The 16,672-nt window shown below is 74.6% G+C and carries 15 protein-coding genes; 10 read left to right on the top strand and 5 right to left on the bottom strand.

From position 1 onward, the window contains the following. Positions 1 to 97 precede the first annotated feature (97 nt). Entirely contained in the window at positions 98 to 1,069 is a 972-nt protein-coding gene (locus tag ACFWEG_RS15830; protein ID WP_387214845.1) for a hypothetical protein, read from the top strand. Between the two features lie 21 nt (positions 1,070 to 1,090). On the opposite strand, the gene ACFWEG_RS15825 is transcribed toward ACFWEG_RS15830, so the two are convergent. The 3 genes from ACFWEG_RS15825 to ACFWEG_RS15815 all read right to left on the bottom strand — a co-directional run bounded on the left by ACFWEG_RS15825 (position 1,091) and on the right by ACFWEG_RS15815 (position 4,106). After that, positions 1,091 to 1,870, bottom strand: coding sequence for an enoyl-CoA hydratase/isomerase family protein (locus tag ACFWEG_RS15825; protein WP_387214842.1), 780 nt, complete (start codon positions 1,868 to 1,870; stop codon positions 1,091 to 1,093). A 153-nt stretch (positions 1,871 to 2,023) separates the two neighbouring features. Beyond that, positions 2,024 to 3,145, bottom strand: coding sequence for an adenylate/guanylate cyclase domain-containing protein (locus ACFWEG_RS15820; RefSeq protein WP_387214839.1), 1,122 nt, complete (start codon positions 3,143 to 3,145; stop codon positions 2,024 to 2,026). 106 nt (positions 3,146 to 3,251) lie between these two features. Then, positions 3,252 to 4,106, bottom strand: coding sequence for a biotin--[acetyl-CoA-carboxylase] ligase (locus ACFWEG_RS15815; RefSeq protein ID WP_387214836.1), 855 nt, complete (start codon positions 4,104 to 4,106; stop codon positions 3,252 to 3,254). A gap of 197 nt (positions 4,107 to 4,303) precedes the next feature. On the opposite strand from ACFWEG_RS15815, the gene ACFWEG_RS15810 reads away from it, so the two are divergent. The 6 genes from ACFWEG_RS15810 to ACFWEG_RS15785 all read left to right on the top strand — a co-directional run bounded on the left by ACFWEG_RS15810 (position 4,304) and on the right by ACFWEG_RS15785 (position 10,037). Then, a complete protein-coding gene (locus ACFWEG_RS15810) occupies positions 4,304 to 5,887 on the top strand; it encodes an acyl-CoA carboxylase subunit beta (RefSeq protein WP_387214834.1) in 1,584 nt (527 codons plus the stop codon). Between the two features lie 48 nt (positions 5,888 to 5,935). After that, the gene (locus tag ACFWEG_RS15805) at positions 5,936 to 6,142 is read left to right on the top strand and encodes an acyl-CoA carboxylase epsilon subunit (protein WP_387214831.1); all 207 of its coding nucleotides are present in this window, start codon (positions 5,936 to 5,938) and stop codon (positions 6,140 to 6,142) included. 102 nt (positions 6,143 to 6,244) lie between these two features. Then, positions 6,245 to 6,373, top strand: a complete 129-nt coding sequence (gene mmpB, locus ACFWEG_RS15800; protein ID WP_387214828.1) for a morphogenic membrane protein MmpB — start codon at positions 6,245 to 6,247, stop codon at positions 6,371 to 6,373. A 178-nt stretch (positions 6,374 to 6,551) separates the two neighbouring features. After that, complete coding sequence (locus tag ACFWEG_RS15795; protein WP_387214825.1) at positions 6,552 to 7,202, top strand: Maf family protein; 651 nt, start codon at positions 6,552 to 6,554, stop codon at positions 7,200 to 7,202. A 421-nt stretch (positions 7,203 to 7,623) separates the two neighbouring features. Then, positions 7,624 to 9,387, top strand: coding sequence for an acetyl/propionyl/methylcrotonyl-CoA carboxylase subunit alpha (locus tag ACFWEG_RS15790; RefSeq protein ID WP_387214898.1), 1,764 nt, complete (start codon positions 7,624 to 7,626; stop codon positions 9,385 to 9,387). 77 nt (positions 9,388 to 9,464) lie between these two features. Then, a complete protein-coding gene (locus ACFWEG_RS15785; RefSeq protein WP_387214822.1) occupies positions 9,465 to 10,037 on the top strand; it encodes a TetR/AcrR family transcriptional regulator in 573 nt (190 codons plus the stop codon). A gap of 294 nt (positions 10,038 to 10,331) precedes the next feature. On the opposite strand, the gene ACFWEG_RS15780 is transcribed toward ACFWEG_RS15785, so the two are convergent. Both ACFWEG_RS15780 and ACFWEG_RS15775 read right to left on the bottom strand, forming a co-directional pair. After that, positions 10,332 to 11,348 (bottom strand): DeoR/GlpR family DNA-binding transcription regulator, encoded by a 1,017-nt coding sequence (locus ACFWEG_RS15780; protein WP_387214819.1) that lies wholly within the window; start codon positions 11,346 to 11,348, stop codon positions 10,332 to 10,334. A gap of 147 nt (positions 11,349 to 11,495) precedes the next feature. Further along, positions 11,496 to 12,944 carry an NAD(P)H-quinone dehydrogenase gene (locus ACFWEG_RS15775; protein WP_387214895.1) on the bottom strand — a complete coding sequence of 483 codons (1,449 nt, stop codon included), beginning with the start codon at positions 12,942 to 12,944 and terminating at the stop codon, positions 11,496 to 11,498. Between the two features lie 162 nt (positions 12,945 to 13,106). On the opposite strand from ACFWEG_RS15775, the gene ACFWEG_RS15770 reads away from it, so the two are divergent. The 3 genes from ACFWEG_RS15770 to ACFWEG_RS15760 all read left to right on the top strand — a co-directional run bounded on the left by ACFWEG_RS15770 (position 13,107) and on the right by ACFWEG_RS15760 (position 16,618). Next, complete coding sequence (locus ACFWEG_RS15770) at positions 13,107 to 13,544, top strand: gamma-glutamylcyclotransferase (protein ID WP_387214817.1); 438 nt, start codon at positions 13,107 to 13,109, stop codon at positions 13,542 to 13,544. A 138-nt stretch (positions 13,545 to 13,682) separates the two neighbouring features. Continuing rightward, positions 13,683 to 14,507: a purine-nucleoside phosphorylase gene (locus ACFWEG_RS15765; protein WP_387214814.1), complete on the top strand. Its 825-nt coding sequence runs from the start codon at positions 13,683 to 13,685 to the stop codon at positions 14,505 to 14,507. Positions 14,508 to 14,932: 425 nt separating this feature from the next. Beyond that, complete coding sequence (locus ACFWEG_RS15760; protein ID WP_387214811.1) at positions 14,933 to 16,618, top strand: phospho-sugar mutase; 1,686 nt, start codon at positions 14,933 to 14,935, stop codon at positions 16,616 to 16,618. Positions 16,619 to 16,672 lie beyond the last annotated feature (54 nt).

The following is a 16,672-nucleotide window of genomic DNA, read 5'->3' as shown; positions in this document are numbered from 1 at the left end:
CAGCGCGGTAGGCCCAGTCGACGCGGCGGGTACGGTCAGCGGGGCGGGCCCGGTCGGCGCGGCGGACTCGGTCCGCGCGGCGGGGCCGGTCGGCTCCGTGCTCGGTGCCGGTGCGGCGGTTCTGGGGGCGGGGTCGCTGCTGGTGCCCGCCGCGCTGGCTCCCGTCCCCGCGGCCGTGCCGCTGGGGCTGGCCGCCGCGCTCCTCGGGTGGCACCTGCTGCTCACCCGGGCCGGCGGGACGGTTCCGGGCGGGCCGGTCGCGGCGGCGGGCCGGTGGGGCGGGCCGCGGCTCGAACGCGCCCTGCACGCGGTCTACTTCGGCGGGTTCGCCTGCGGCCAGGCCGCCGTGGCGGCCGCCGCCGGCGAGTTCGCCGCGGACGGAGCGGCGGCCCGCTGGACCGCCCTCGCGGTGCTGGCCGCGGGAGCCCTCGGGGCGCTGGCCGGGACGCGCCCGCCGCCGCTCCTGCTCCGGCTGCGGCTCGGGCTCGTCCTGCTGCTCTGCGCCGCCTGGGCGTCCGGGTGGCTGGCCCTGGACCGGCCCCCGCCGGGGACCGCCGCCGCCCTGCTCCCGCTGCTGTTCTGCTGGGTGGGGCTCGAAGCCACCGCCCCGGCCCCCGGGCCGTCCCGCGGCGCCACCCTCCGGGGCGCGCTGTACGCCGTGTTGCCCTGCGCCCTCCTGCTCACCGCGCTCCTGGCCCGCACCCCGCCGCGGGCGGACACCCCGCCGCTGCTCGGCGCCGCGGCGGCGGTCGTCCTCACCACGTACTGCCTGACCAACCTCGCGTCCGCCGGGGCCCGTTGGCCCGCCGTGCGCGGGACCGCCCGCACCGGTCCCGCGGCCTCCCGGCCCGGCGTGGCGGTCGCCTCCGCCACGGCCCTCGCGCTGCTGGCCGCGGCGACGGCCGGCGACTGGAGCGTGGGAACGCTCCTCCTCGCGCCGGGCGCGGCGACGGCGGTCGTCTACGGCGCCCTCGGGTGGGCGGCCGTACGGCACGGGAGGCCGTCCGAGCGGTCGGACGGCCCGCCCCGAGCGCGCCCGACCGCTCCCGTCCCGGGGCGCGACGTCTGACACACCGCTCCAGGGCCGCGCCTACCGCCCCGGCCACTCCGGGTCGCGCTTCTCGTTGAACGCGGCGACGCCCTCCTTGCGGTCGCCGGAGAACGCGACCGCGCGCCACGCCGCGTCCTCGACCTCCAGGCCGACCCGGAGGTCCGTCCCCTGCCCCAGCCGGAGCGCCCGCTTGGCCGCGCGCAGCCCGACCGGCGAGTTCCTCGCGATCCGCTGCGCCAGGTCGAGCGCGTCCTCGCGGGCGTCCTCGGCGAGCACGTCCACCAGGCCCAGCCGGTGCGCCTCCGCGGCCTCGACCCGCCGCCCGGTGAAGACCAGCTCCGCCGCCCGCGCGGCCCCCACCCTGCGCGGCAGCAGCTGCGTCCCCCCGCCCCCGGGGATCACCCCCACCGACACCTCCGGCAGCCCCACCACCGCGCCCGGCCCCGCCACGATCACGTCGCACGCCAGCGCCAGCTCGTACCCGCCGCCGAGCGCGAACCCGCCCACCGCGGCGATCGCCGGCACCGGCAGGTCCAGCACCCCGGTGTACGCGGCCCGCGCGGTCGGCCGCTGCCGCAGCAACTCCTCGTCGCTGAAGGAGTTCCGCTCCTTCAGATCCGCCCCCACGCAGAACGCGCGCTCGTGCTTCGAACTCAGCACGACCGCCCGCGCATCACTGCGGCCCACCGCCTCGCACGCCGCAGCGATCGCCACCGCCATCCCCGTCGACACCGCGTTCATCGCCTTCGGCCGGTCCAGCACCACCTCCGCGACGAACCCCTCCCGACGCACCCCCACGAACTCCCCGAACCTCTCCACCGCGCACCGCCTCCCTGTTAACGACCGTTCCCACGATCATGGCAGCGCGACACCCCCCTGCCTACCGGCCGTATCGGAGCGGACGGTTGCCGCGGGCATGACCGCGCACACCGGCGGAGCGGCACCGCCCGTGACACCGCCCCCGCGACCGGACTAGCGCCCCGTGCGACGGCCGAGCATCCAGGGTTCGACGACGCCGAGGCCGCGGACGGGGCGCTGGTACATCGGCTGGAGCCCGAAGCGGTAGACGGGGGGCTCCTCGCCCGCAGCCTGCGCCTTCTCCGCCGCCGCGGCGGCCTCGGACTCGGAGGCGGGGGCCTCGGCCGTGCGGATCAGCTCCTCGGCGAGCGCGCCGTCGACGAGCACCGCGTTGCGGGGAGCTATCGAGGTGAGCCGGGAGGCGAGGTTGACGGTGGTGCCGAAGACGTCGCCCATGCGGGTGGTGACGGTGCCGAAGGCCATGCCGACACGCAGCTCGGGCATGGTGTCGTCCTGCGCCATCGTCTCGACGAGGCGCAGCGCGATCTCGGCCGCGACGCCCGCGTCGTCCGCGGCGAAGAGGACCTCGTCGCCGAGCGTCTTGACCAGGCGGCCTCCTCGGGCCGCGACCAGGTCCGCCGCGGTGGTCTCGAACGCCTCGACCAGCTCGCCGAGTTCCTCCTCCTCCATCCGCCGGGTGAGCCGGGTGAAGCCGACGAGGTCGGCGAAGCCGACGACGAGCCGCCGGTCGACCATCTCCTCGTCGTCCGCGGCCTGCACGACCCGCCCGGTCGCCGCGGCGAGCTGCCGCCGCCAGACGTAGACGAGGAACTCCTCCAGCTCCGGCAGGAGTAGCTCGACCAGCGGGTACGTGACCTCGGTGCGGGTCATGCCGGGCTCGGGCGGCTCGGTGAGCCCCTCCAGGAAGGAGTCGATCTGCCACTCGGCGAGCCGCGCGGTGGTCTGCCCGGTGGACCGGGCGACCTGGATCGCCATGGCCTCGCTCAGCAGGCCCGCCTCGACGAGGCCCGCGAGCCGCCGCAGCGCCAGCACGTCCGCCTCGGTGAGCGCCTTCGCCTGCCCGATGTCGGCGAAGCCCATGGCCCGCCAGAACCGGGAGGCCAGCTCCATGGAGACGCCGGCCGTCCGCGCGGCCTGGAACGGGGTGTAGCGCCGCTCGGCGCCGAGGATCAGCTGCTCCAGACGGATGGCGAGGGGGTTGTCGCCGGGCTCGGGAAGCCCATCGCCCTGCGCGGGCCGGATGTCCGCGGCCGCGCCCGGATCGTCGGCGGTCACTACCTACTGGCTCCTTCGTCGTGGAACGCCTCAACCTTACGGCAGGTGTGCCGTAGCTCACTGCCTTACCGGGCCACGGGCCGCCGCCTCCGCGGCCCGTCGGACCTCAGGCGTTGCGCAGGTGCACGATGTCCCCGGCGCCCACGGGCTCCTGCACCCCGTCCCCCGTCGCGAGCACGAGCCGCCCGTCCCCGTCGACGGCCACCGCCTCGCCGACGAGCGACCGGTCCCCCGGCAGCTGCGCCCGCACCGACCGGCCGAGCGTCACGCACCCCGCGGCGTACGCCTCCTGCAGCCCGCTGGCCGACGGGTCGCCGGCGGCGGAGCGCCAGCGCTCGTACCGGTCGCCGAGCGACCGCAGCACCGCCCGCAGCAGCGGGTCGCGGTCGGTGCCGACGGCCCCGGCGAGCGCGAGGGACCCGGCGGTGGGGACCGGCAGCTCGTCCGCGCGCAGGGTGACGTTGAGGCCGACGCCGAGGACGACGTGGTCGTCGACCCGCTCGGCGAGGATCCCGCCGGCCTTGCGCTCCTCGCCGTCGACGGTCAGGAGCAGGTCGTTGGGCCACTTCAGCCCGGTGTCGACGCCGCCCGCCCGGGCCACCGCCGTCGCCGTCGCCACCCCGGCGAGCAGCGGGAGCCAGCCCCAGCGGGCCGGCGGGACGCCGGTCGGCCGCAGGACGACGGAGAAGAAGAGACCGGACCGGGGCGGCGCGCTCCAGGCCCGGTCCAGCCGCCCCCGCCCGGCGCTCTGCGACTCGGCGACGAGGACCGCACCCTCCTTCGCGGACCCCTCGCGGACCCGTCCGACGAGGTCCGTGTGCGTGGAACCGGTCGCCGCGACCACGTCCAGCGAGGTCCACACCGATCCGGGGCGTACGAGGGCGCGCCGCAGGGAAGGGGCGTTGAGCGGCGGCCGCTCCAGGTCGGACCAGCTGCTGCCGAATGCATCGGATGACGTCATAAGGGTCACCGTACGTGTGGCGAACGCCGCACTGCCGAGGCGTATCCGCGCCACTACGCTACGAGCCAGTAACCCTCACCAGGGCCGATGCGGGCACGACGGGCCGACCCGTCCCACCGCGCGTGTCGGCCCGACGCCGTACCCGGTGTGCAGCCGGGCCCGCCAGCGCCAGAGCGAAAGTCAGGGAGCCGCGCCCGATGTCCGACCCGAACGACATCCACACCACCGCGGGGAAGCTCGCGGACCTCCAGCGCCGCACCGAGGAGGCCACGCACGCCGGCTCCGCCCGCGCGGTGGAGAAGCAGCACGCGAAGGGCAAGCTGACCGCCCGTGAGCGCATCGAACTCCTCCTGGACGAGGGCTCGTTCACGGAGCTCGACGAGTTCGCCCGGCACCGGTCGACGAACTTCGGCATCGAGAAGAACCGCCCGTACGGCGACGGTGTGGTGACCGGCTACGGCACGGTCGACGGCCGCCCGGTCTGCGTCTACTCGCAGGACTTCACCATCTTCGGCGGCTCGCTCGGCGAGGTCTACGGCGAGAAGATCGTCAAGGTCCTCGACTTCGCGACGAAGACCGGCTGCCCGATCGTCGGCATCAACGACGGCGGCGGCGCGCGGATCCAGGAGGGCGTGGTCGCGCTCGGCCTGTTCGCCGAGATCTTCCGCAGGAACGTGCACGCCTCCGGCGTGATCCCGCAGATCAGCCTGATCGTGGGCCCGTGCGCGGGGGGCGCGGTCTACTCGCCGGCGATCACCGACTTCACGGTGATGGTCGACCGGACCTCGCACATGTTCATCACGGGTCCCGACGTGATCAAGACGGTGACGGGCGAGGACGTCGGCTTCGAGGAGCTGGGCGGGGCCCGCACCCACAACACGACCTCGGGCGTCGCGCACCACATGGCGGGCGACGAGAAGGACGCGATCGAGTACGTCAAGTCGCTCCTGTCCTACCTGCCGTCGAACAACCTCTCCGAGGCCCCGGCCTACCCGGAGGAGGCGGACCTGGAGACGACGGACGAGGACCGCGAGCTCGACACGCTGATCCCGGACAGCGCGAACCAGCCGTACGACATGCACACTGCGATCGAACACGTCCTGGACGAGGGCGAGTTCCTGGAGACGCAGGCGCTGTTCGCGCCGAACATCGTCACCGGCTTCGGCCGGGTGGAGGGCCACCCGGTCGGCATCGTCGCCAACCAGCCGATGCAGTACGCGGGTTGTCTCGACATCAACGCCTCCGAGAAGGCCGCCCGGTTCGTCCGCACCTGCGACGCGTTCAACATCCCCGTGCTGACGTTCGTGGACGTGCCCGGCTTCCTGCCGGGCGTCGACCAGGAGTACAGCGGCATCATCCGCCGCGGCGCGAAGCTGATCTACGCCTACGCCGAGGCGACCGTGCCGCTGATCACGGTCATCACCCGCAAGGCGTTCGGCGGGGCGTACGACGTCATGGGCTCCAAGCACCTGGGCGCGGACCTCAACCTCGCCTGGCCGACGGCCCAGATCGCCGTCATGGGCGCGCAGGGCGCGGTCAACATCCTGCACCGCCGCACGCTCGCCGAGACCGCTCCGGAGCAACTGGAGGACAAGCGCGCGGAGTTGATCGCCGACTACGAGGACACCCTCCTCAACCCGTACGTGGCGGCCGAGCGCGGCTACGTCGACGCGGTGGTCATGCCGTCGGAGACCCGGCGGCACATCGTCCGCGGGCTGCGCCAACTGCGCACGAAGCGCGAGTCGTTGCCGCCGAAGAAGCACGGGAACATCCCGCTGTAGCCGGTGGTCGAAGGACATCGCGAGGATCGCCAGGAGAGGAGAGCCGCTGTGATCAAGGTCGTACGGGGCAACCCGACCCCCGAGGAGCTGGCCGCCGCACTGGCGGTGGTCCAGGCGCGGGCCGCCGCGTCCGGCGGGGACGCGGGGGGCCCGCAGGAGCCGCCGGCGGACTGGAGCGCGCCCGCCAGGATCGCCCGCCACCGGCTGCCGCGGCCGGGCGCGGCGGCGTGGGCGCGGTCGTACTGGCCGGGCTGACGGGAGCCGGCGGTTCCGGCCGCCGGCCCGGCCGGAACCGGGTGGTCCGGATGAGTACGCGTACTCAGGCGGACCACCGGGGCGCCCCGCACGCTGGGACGCATGCTGTGGTCGGATCCGGAGAACGAGCCCCCCGAGGAACTGCGCGAGACCCAGGCGATGCTGCGCCGGGCGGGCATCCTGGTGGCGGTCGCGATGGTGCTGGTGATGCTCGTGCTGGGGGTGCACTGAGGGGGTGCGGGCGACCGCGGCACCCCTCCCCGGCCCGGCTGCCGACGCTCCGCGGACCCGGCCGCCGCGGGCTCGCCGGCCTGGGCGCCACCGGGACCCGCGGGCCCGGCCCGGACCGGGCGCCGGGGCCTTCGCGGACCGGGCCGCCGGCGGATCCGGCCGTCCTACGATGACGGCCATGAACGCCACGCCGGCCACCGCGCCCACCGCCCCCTCGGCCCTCTCGCCCCGCCGCCTCGTCCTCGCCTCCCAGTCGCCGGCCCGCCTCGGGCTGCTCCGGGACGCCGGTCTCGCCCCCGAGGTGATCGTCAGCGGGGTCGACGAGGACGCGGTCACCGCACAGTCCCCGGCGGAGCTCGCCCGGGTGCTCGCGGAGGCCAAGGCGGAGGCGGTGGCGGCCCGGCCCGAGGCCTCCGGCGCGCTCGTGGTCGGCTGCGACTCCGTCCTCGAACTGGACGGCATCGCCCACGGCAAGCCCGCCGACGCGGCGGACGCCGTCGCCCGCTGGACGGCGATGCGGGGCCGCGAGGGGGTGCTGCGGACCGGCCACTGCGTGATCGACACCGTCACAGGCCGCCGCACCTCCACCACCGCCTCCACCACCGTCCGCTTCGGCACCCCCAGCGACGCCGAGGTCGCCGCCTACGTCGCCTCGGGCGAGCCGCTGCACGTGGCCGGCGCGTTCACCCTCGACGGCCGTTCCGCGCCGTTCGTCGACGGGATCGACGGCGACCCCGGCAACGTCATCGGCCTGTCGCTGCCGACGCTGCGCACGCTGCTGGCCGAACTGGGGACGGGCATCACGGAGTTGTGGACGACGCAGGCGTAGGGCGGTGCGAACGGGCCGGTGGGGCGGCCTCCCGGGCCCGCCCCGGGACCGTCCCGGGCGGCCGCGCCCCGGCGCCCCAAAGAATGCCGGGCCCGTTCGTAGGAACCCGACAAAGAATCCCCGCGCGCCGCTGCCCCGCCTGACAGAGACCTGCGCCACATCCGGCCACTACTGTGCGGTGGGAGAACCCGGCGTACCGTGGAACGACAAGGGTTGCGGCGGTTTCCATGGCCCGTGAATCACGCTCTGTGTGGGCAACCTCACGAGCGGGGCCCGCTCGAAGAACGTGTACGACTTCCCTAAACTCAGCATGCTTCACCGACGACTTCGGCACGACGACCCGCCGAGCACCCCGGCTCGGGTGTTCCCGGCCGGGGGGCTGGGAGTTTCCCCAGCGAACAACAGCATGGAGGGAGCCATCGTGCGCAAGGTGCTCATCGCCAACCGAGGCGAAATCGCCGTCCGCGTCGCCCGTGCCTGCCGGGACGCCGGGATCGGGTCCGTGGCGGTCTACGCCGACCCCGACCGCGACGCCCTGCACGTCCGCGCCGCGGACGAGGCCTTCGCCCTGGGCGGTGACACCCCCGCGGCCAGCTACCTGGACATCGCCAAGGTGCTCCAGGCCGCCCGCGACTCCGGCGCGGACGCGATCCACCCGGGCTACGGATTCCTCTCGGAGAACGCCGAGTTCGCCCAGGCGGTCCTCGACGCCGGGCTGATCTGGATCGGCCCCCCGCCGCAGGCGATCCGCGACCTCGGCGACAAGGTCGCCGCCCGGCACATCGCGCAGCGCGCCGGCGCCCCGCTGGTCGCCGGCACCCCCGACCCGGTCGGCGGCGCGGAGGAGGTCGTCGCCTTCGCCGAGCAGCACGGGCTGCCGATCGCCATCAAGGCGGCGTTCGGCGGCGGCGGCCGCGGCCTGAAGGTCGCCCGCACCCTCGAAGAGGTCCCCGAGCTGTACGACTCGGCGGTCCGCGAGGCCGTCGCCGCGTTCGGCCGCGGCGAGTGCTTCGTCGAGCGCTACCTGGACCGTCCGCGCCACGTCGAGACCCAGTGCCTCGCCGACACCCACGGCAACGTCGTCGTCGTCTCCACCCGTGACTGCTCACTGCAGCGCCGCCACCAGAAGCTGGTGGAGGAGGCCCCCGCGCCGTTCCTCACCGAGGCGCAGAACGCCGAGCTGTACGCCGCGTCCAAGGCCATCCTCAAGGAGGCCGGGTACGTCGGCGCGGGCACGGTGGAGTTCCTCGTCGCCGCCGACGGCACGATCTCGTTCCTGGAGGTCAACACCCGCCTCCAGGTGGAGCACCCGGTGACCGAGGAGGTCACCGGCATCGACCTGGTCCGCGAGATGTTCCGCATCGCCGACGGCGAGGAGCTCGGCTACGACGACCCGCCGGTGCGCGGCCACTCCTTCGAGTTCCGCATCAACGGCGAGGACCCGGGACGCAACTTCCTGCCCGCGCCGGGCACCGTCACCGTCTTCCAGCCGCCGTCCGGCCCGGGCGTCCGGCTCGACGCGGGCGTCGAGTCCGGCTCGGTCATCGGCCCGGCGTGGGACTCGCTGCTCGCCAAGCTGGTCGTCTCCGGCGCGACCCGCGAGCAGGCGCTCCAGCGGGCCTCCCGGGCACTGGCCGAGTTCCGCGTCGAGGGCATGGCGACGGCCATCCCGTTCCACCAGGCCGTGGTCGTCGACCCCGCGTTCACCGCGGACCCGTTCACCGTGCACACCCGGTGGATCGAGACCGAGTTCGTCAACGAGATCAAGCCGTTCGCCCCGGCGGGGGGTGACGCCGAAGACCCCGAGGACGCCGACGGCTCGCGCGAGACGATCGTCGTCGAGGTCGGCGGCAAGCGGCTGGAGGTCTCGCTGCCGGTGTCGCTCGGCATGAGCCTGGCCCGGACCGGCCTCGCGGCCGGCGCGAAGCCGAAGCGGCGGGCGGCGAAGAAGTCCGGCCCGGCGGCCTCCGGCGACACGCTCGCCTCGCCGATGCAGGGCACGGTCGTGAAGGTCGCCGTCGAGGAGGGCCAGGAGGTCGCCGCGGGCGAGCTGATCGTGGTCCTGGAGGCGATGAAGATGGAGCAGCCCATCAACGCGCACCGGGCGGGCACCGTGAAGGGCCTGAACGCGGAGGTCGGCGGCTCGCTGACCTCGGGCGCGGTCATCTGCGAGATCAAGGACTGACGTCCGCCCGGCGCGGGCCCCGGCGTGCGGTACGACCGCGCGGCCGGGGCCCGCGCCGTTGCTGGCATCCTGGACGTATGACCACTGCCTCGCCGCGACCGCTGCGGGCGGACGCGCGCCGCAACCGCGACCGGCTGCTCGCCGAGGCGCGGGCCGCGTTCGCCGAGCACGGGACGGACGCCTCCCTGGAGGACGTCGCCCGGCGGGCGGGCGTGGGCATCGGCACCCTCTACCGGCACTTCCCGACCCGGCACGCGCTGATGAGCGCGGTCTTCCGGGAGGCGGTGGAGGAGCTGCTCGCCCGTTCGCGCGAGCTGCTCGACGCGGAGGCGCCGTGCACCGCGCTCGTGGAGTGGCTGCGGGCGATCGTCGCGCACGCGACGCACTACCGCGGACTGTCCCGCGCGCTCATGTCCGCCTGCGCGGACGGCAGTTCGGCGCTCGCCGAGTGCAGCAACCCGATGCGCGACGCCGGTTCGACGCTGCTGGTCCGCGCCCAACGGGCGGGCGTGGTCCGCGAGGACGTGACGATCGGCGACCTCCTCCAGCTCACCAACGCGATCGCGCTCGCGGCGGAGGAGACCCCGGCGGACCCCGAACTGGCCGACCGTCTGCTGCTGTTGACCCTGCGGGGTGTGAAGGCGGGTTAGAGCGGTCACCGCAAAGTCGGGGGGCGCGGTGGGTTCGCGCGGCCCGGTGGTCGTGACAGCCCTCGCGGGCGCCGGCGTCTACCGCGTGCTGCCCGTGCGGGGCGCGCGCCGACAGGGCGCCGTCCCCGTGGGGGCCGGGCGGGCCGGTCGGGGGCACCTCCTCGCTCCTCCGTCGCTGCGGGGGCACCCCCGCCCACCCCACCCTCCGCCGTCACACCCGCGCAGCGATGCGGCGCCTGCCGCGCAGCGGCGCACGAGGCCCCCGCCGCCGCCCAAGGCCCCCGCCGAAAAAGTTCAGCGGCGGCGGAGTTCGGCCACGCGGGCGCGCTCGCGGTCGCGTTCGCCGGTGTGCTGTTCGGTCGGGAGGGCCGCGCTCCGGAGTTGCTGCGGGGCTCCCGGGGTGCCGCCGTGCTGGCCGTGGCGGGGGTTCGGCAGGGGCATGGCGTCCCGGCGGGGCGACCGGCTCGCGGGCCCCGGCTCGGGTGCGACGCCGTTCGGGCCGCTGTGACCGCCCGGGCCGGTGTGCCCCTGCTGCTCGGCCACGGTGATCTCGACGCCCTGGTCGGCCAGCGCCTGGAGCTCGGTGGCCGCGCGCTCGTCGTGCGGGGCCGGCTCGTCGGTGACCAGCCGGGTGATCAGCTCGGTCGGCACGGTCTGGAACATGGTGTCCGTGCCCAGCTTGCCGTGGTCGGCGAGCACCACCACCTCCGCGGCCGCCTGCACGAGCGCCCGGTCGACGCTCGCGGAGAGCATGTTGGAGGTGGAGAGCCCGCGCTCCGCGGTCAGTCCGCTGCCCGAGAGGAAGGCGCGTGAGACCCGCAGACCGTGCAGCGACTGCTCCGCGCCGCTGCCGACGAGCGCGTAGTTGCTCCCGCGCAGGGTGCCGCCGGTCATGACGACCTCGACCCGGTTGGCGTGCGCCAACGCCTGGGCGACGAGCAGGGAGTTGGTGACGACGGTGAGCCCCGGCACCCGCGCGAGCCGGCGGGCCAGCTCCTGCGTGGTGGTCCCCGCCCCGACCACGATGGCCTCGCCCTCCTCGACGAGCCCGGCGGCGAGATCGGCGATGGCCGTCTTCTCGGCCGTCGCGAGGTGCGATTTCTGCGGGAAGCCGGACTCCCGGGTGAAACCACCCGGCAGTACCGCACCGCCGTGCCGGCGGTCGAGGAGTCCTTCTGCCTCCAGCGCCCGCACGTCCCGCCGTACGGTCACTTCCGAGGTCTGGACGACGCGGGCGAGCTCCCGGAGCGACACGGCTCCGTTGGCGCGCACCATTTCGAGAATCAGTTGACGACGTTCTGCAGCGAACACGAAACTGACAGTAACGCCAACGACCATGTGCTTTCAGCAGTTTGCGCCGAATAGCGGAAGTTGTTCACGACGCACCGCGCGAAGTGGTATACGCCCCGCTCACCGAGCGTTCACCCCGACTCCCTTGCGGCGCCCGGGCGTTGACCGTCAGCTCTCGTCCTCGGCCTTCCGCGAGTGCAGCTGGCGGGCGACCTCGGCGATCGAACCCGACAGGGACGGATAGACCGTGAACGCCTTGGCGATCTGTTCGACGGTCAGGTTGTTGTCGACCGCGATCGAGATCGGGTGGATGAGCTCGCTCGCCTTGGGGGCGACGACGCAGCCGCCGACGACGATGCCGGTGCCGGGGCGGCAGAAGAGCTTGACGAAGCCGTCGCGGATGCCCTGCATCTTGGCGCGCGGGTTGCGCAGCAGCGGCAGCTTGACGACCTTGGCGTCGATACGGCCGGAGTCGACGTCGGCCTGGGTGCAGCCGACGGTGGCGATCTCCGGGTCGGTGAAGACGTTCGCGGAGACCGTCTTGAGGTTCAGCGGGGCCACCGCGTCGCCCAGGAAGTGGTACATCGCGATGCGGCCCTGCATGGCGGCGACGGAGGCGAGGGCGAAGACGCCGGTGACGTCGCCGGCCGCGTAGACGCCGGGGGCGGTGGTGCGCGAGACCTTGTCGGTCCAGATGTGCCCGGAGTCGCGCAGCCGGACGCCGGCCTCCTCCAGGCCCATCCCGCTGGAGTTGGGGATCGCGCCGACGGCCATCAGGCAGTGGGTGCCGGTGACGACCCGGCCGTCCTGCAGCGTCACCTCGACGCGGTCGCCGACCCGCTTGGCGGAGGCCGCGCGGGAGCGGGCCATGACGTTCATGCCGCGCCGCCGGAAGACGTCCTCCAGGACGGCGGCGGCGTCCGGGTCCTCGCCCGGCAGCACGCGGTCGCGCGAGGAGACCAGGGTGACCTTGGAGCCGAGCGCCTGGTAGGCGCCCGCGAACTCGGCGCCGGTGACGCCGGAGCCGACCACGATCAGCTCCTCGGGCAGCTCCTGGAGGTCGTAGACCTGCGTCCAGTTCAGGATCCGCTCGCCGTCGGGCTGCGCGTCGGGGACCTCGCGCGGGTGGCCGCCGGTGGCGATCAGGACGGCGTCGGCGGTCAGCGTCTCCTCGTTGCCGTCGGCCTGGCGGACGACGACCTTGCGCGAGCCGTCGGCGTCCTGCTGGCCCTCCAGGCGGCCCTTCCCGCGCAGGACGCGGGCGCCGGCGCGGGTCACCGAGGCGGCGATGTCGTGGGACTGGGCGAGCGCGAGGCGCTTGACCCGCCGGTTGACCTTGCCGAGGTCGACGCCGACGACCCGGGCGGCCTGCTCCACGTGCGGGGTGTCGTCGGCCACGATGATGCCGAGCTCCTCGTAGGAGGAGTCGAAGGTCGTCATGACCTCGGCGGTCGCGATGAGGGTCTTGGAGGGGACGCAGTCGGTGAGCACCGACGCCCCGCCGAGGCCGTCGCAGTCGACGACCGTCACCTCCGCGCCGAGCTGCGCGGCGACGAGCGCCGCCTCGTACCCGCCGGGTCCGCCACCGATGATCACGATCCGGGTCACTGAGTTCAGCCCTCGCACTTGTCGTGGCCGGCCGTGCTCGGGTACGACCGGGTGTGCCCCGGGGGATCACCCCGGACGCACGCAGTACGTGCTTCATTGTCCCGCACTCCTCAAGTGTGTTCTCCCCGGGGCCTCCGTCCGTGCGCGCTCCTCTCCCGTACCCTCGGTCCCATGTCGCTCTACGCCGCGTACGCCGGCAACCTCGACGCGCGGCTCATGTCCCGCCGCGCCCCGCACTCCCCGCTGCGCGGCACGGGCTGGCTCCAGGGCTGGCGGCTGACCTTCGGCGGCGAGCACATGGGCTGGGACGGGGCGCTGGCCACGATCGTCGAGGCCCCGCGCTCGCAGGTCTTCGTCGCGCTCTACGACCTCGCGCCGATGGACGAGGAGTCCATGGACCGCTGGGAGGGCGTCGGGCTCGACATATACCGGCGGATGCGCGTCCGCGTCGCCACCCTCGACGGCGACGAGCCCGCCTGGACGTACGTCCTGAACGGCTACGAGGGCGGCCTGCCGTCCGCGCGGTACCTCGGCGAGTGCGCCGACGCGGCGGAGTCGGCGGGCGCGCCGCACGACTACGTGATGGAGCTGCGGAAGCATCCCTGCTGAGCTGCCGATTCCCTCGGGGTCGCTGATCCCGCGGCACGACCCGGCGGATCTTTTCGTCTTTTCCGACAAACATATCGATCACGTCCCGGGACCATCGACATCTACGCGCGTAGGGCAAGAGCGGCTACCCTCGATCGCGTGAACGCATCTGTGACCCCCGATCTCATCCAGGGCGACCCGTACGCCGCCGCCGACACCGCCGCCGCGCGCCTGCGCGAGCTGACCGGTGCCGAGACCCACGACGTCGCCCTCGTGATGGGCTCGGGCTGGGCGCCCGCCGCCGAGGCGCTCGGCGCGCCCGCCGCCGAGTTCCCCGTCACCGACCTGCCCGGTTTCGCCGGCGCGGCGGTCGTCGGGCACGGCGGCACCGTCCGCTCGTACGCCATCGGCGACAAGCGCGCGCTGGTCTTCCTCGGCCGCACCCACTACTACGAGGGCCGCGGCGTCGCCGCCGTCGCGCACGGCGTCCGCACCGCCGTCGCCGCCGGCGCGAAGACCATCGTCCTCACCAACGGCTGCGGCGGCCTGCGCCGGGGCATGCGGCCCGGTCAGCCGGTCCTCATCAGCGACCACCTGAACCTCACCGCGACCTCCCCCATCGTCGGCGCGAACTTCGTCGACCTCACCGACCTGTACTCCCCGCGCCTGCGCGCGCTCTGCCAGGAGATCGACCCCTCCCTGGAGGAGGGCGTCTACGCCCAGTTCCCCGGCCCGCACTACGAGACCCCGGCCGAGGTCCGCATGGCCGGCATCCTCGGCGCGGACCTCGTCGGCATGTCCACCGTCCTGGAGGCCATCGCCGCGCGCGAGGCCGGCGCAGAGGTCCTCGGCATCTCCCTGGTCACCAACCTCGCCGCGGGGCTCTCCGGCGAGCCCCTCAACCACGAGGAGGTCCTCCAGGCGGGCCGCGACTCGGCGGTCGCGATGGGCGAGCTCCTGACGAAGGTCCTGAACCGGATCTGAGTCCCCGCCCGCGCCCCCGTGGTTCGCGGCTGCGGCCGCGGGGCCGGGCCTCCGGCCGGGGAAGCGCTGCCCCTGCGGGGCAGGGCCATCCCGGCCCTCCCGAGGCAGGCGGCAACGGTCGCTGCGGTCCGCGCTGTGGGCTGTGCCCCGAGAAGACAGCCCGGCCCTGAGGCCACCGGGCGGAGCCCGGTATTCGCGGCGGAGTCGCGAACGGGGGTTTGCGGGGCGGAGCCCCCCTGGCCGCCCGGAGGGCCACGCAGCGGAGCTGCACCTTGATGCTGCGGGAAGAGGGTGGCCGGAGGCGACTCCCGCCGAAGGCGGCCCACGACCCGTACTCATCCACCGCACCGCGAGCCCGCGAACCACCCGCTGCCGCCCGCCCAAGGGCCCCGCAACGACCGCCCGCCACGACCGAAAGGCCCACCGTGCCCGAGGACCTCCTCACCACCGCCACCACGTGGCTCACCGAGGACCCCGACCCCGACACCCGCGCCGAACTCGCACAACTCCTCACCGCCGCGACGAGCGACGACGAGAGCACCGCCGACGCGGCACGGAGGGACCTCCGGGCCCGCTTCGACGGCACCCTCCAGTTCGGCACCGCCGGCCTCCGCGGCGAACTCGGCGCCGGCCCCATGCGCATGAACCGCACCGTGGTGATCCGCGCCGCGGCCGGCCTCGCCGCGTACCTGAAGGCCCAGGGCGAGACCGGCCTGGTCGTCATCGGCTTCGACGCCCGCCACAAGTCGGCGGACTTCGCACGCGACACCGCCGCCGTGATGACCGGCGCCGGCCTGCGCGCCGCGGTCCTGCCGGGCCCCCTCCCCACCCCCGTCCTCGCCTTCGCGATCCGCCACCTCGGCGCGGTGGCCGGCGTCGAGGTGACGGCGAGCCACAACCCGCCCCGGGACAACGGCTACAAGGTCTACCTGGGTGACGGATCGCAGATCGTGCCCCCCGCGGACGCGGGCATCGCCGCGGCGATCGCCGCCGTGGGGTCCCTCGCGGACGTCCCCCGCCCGACGGAGGGCTGGGAGACGCTCGGGGACGACGTCCTGGCGGCCTACCTGGCCCGTACGGACGCGGTGCTGACCCCCGGCAGCCCCAGGACCGCGCGCGTCGTCCACACGGCGCTGCACGGCGTCGGCACGGGCACCCTGCTCGCCGCGTTCGCCCGCGCCGGCTTCCCCGCCCCGGTCCTCGTCGCCGAGCAGGCCGAGCCCGACCCGGACTTCCCGACCGTCGCGTTCCCCAACCCGGAGGAGCCGGGCGCGATGGACCTCGCCTTCGCCGCGGCCCGCCGGGAGCGCCCCGACCTGGTGATCGCCAACGACCCGGACGCGGACCGCTGCGCCGTCGCCGTCCCGGACCCGGTGGCCGACGGCGGCTGGCGCATGCTGCGCGGCGACGAGGTCGGCGCGCTGCTCGCCGCGCACGTGGTGCGCAAGGGCGGCACCGGCACCCTGGCCGCGTCGATCGTCTCCTCGTCCCTCCTCGGCCGGATCGCCGCCGCGGCGGCGCTGCCGTACGAGGAGACCCTGACGGGCTTCAAGTGGATCGCCCGCGTGGACGGCCTCGCCTACGGCTACGAGGAGGCGCTCGGCTACTGCGTCGACCCCGGGGGCGTGCGCGACAAGGACGGCATCACCGCCGCGCTCGCGGTCACGGAGCTGGCGTCGGAGCTCAAGGAGGCGGGCCGCACGCTGCTCGACCTGCTGGACGACCTCGCCGTCGAGCACGGCCTGCACGCCACCGACCAGCTGTCGGTCCGCGTCGACGACCTGGATGTCATCGCGCAGGCGATGGCCACTCTCAGGGAGCAGCCCCCGGCCTCCCTCGCCGGGCTGACCGTCGTCCGTGCGGACGACCTGTCGCAGGGCTCCGCGGCCCTCCCGGCGACCGACGGCCTGCGCTACCACCTGGACGGCGCGTTCACGGCCCGGGTCATCGTCCGCCCCTCGGGCACCGAGCCCAAGATCAAGTGCTACCTGGAGGTCGTCGTCCCCGTCGACGACCGCGCCGGCCTCCCCGCCGCCCGCACGAAGGCCGCCGACCTGCTGACCCTCCTGAAGCACGACCTCGCGACGGCGGCGGACCTGCCGAACGAGTGAGAAGGGCCGTGCGCGGGGGGGGGGGGGGCCGCGCGGGGGGGGGGGGGGGGGGGG

Origin of the sequence: Streptomyces sp. NPDC060194 (genome assembly GCF_042728285.1) — a bacterium.
In the GTDB taxonomy this organism is placed as follows: Bacteria; Actinomycetota; Actinomycetes; order Streptomycetales; family Streptomycetaceae; genus Streptomyces.
The sequence above is the reverse complement of the archived record's forward strand: the minus strand, read 5'-3'. Positions and strand labels throughout refer to the sequence as shown.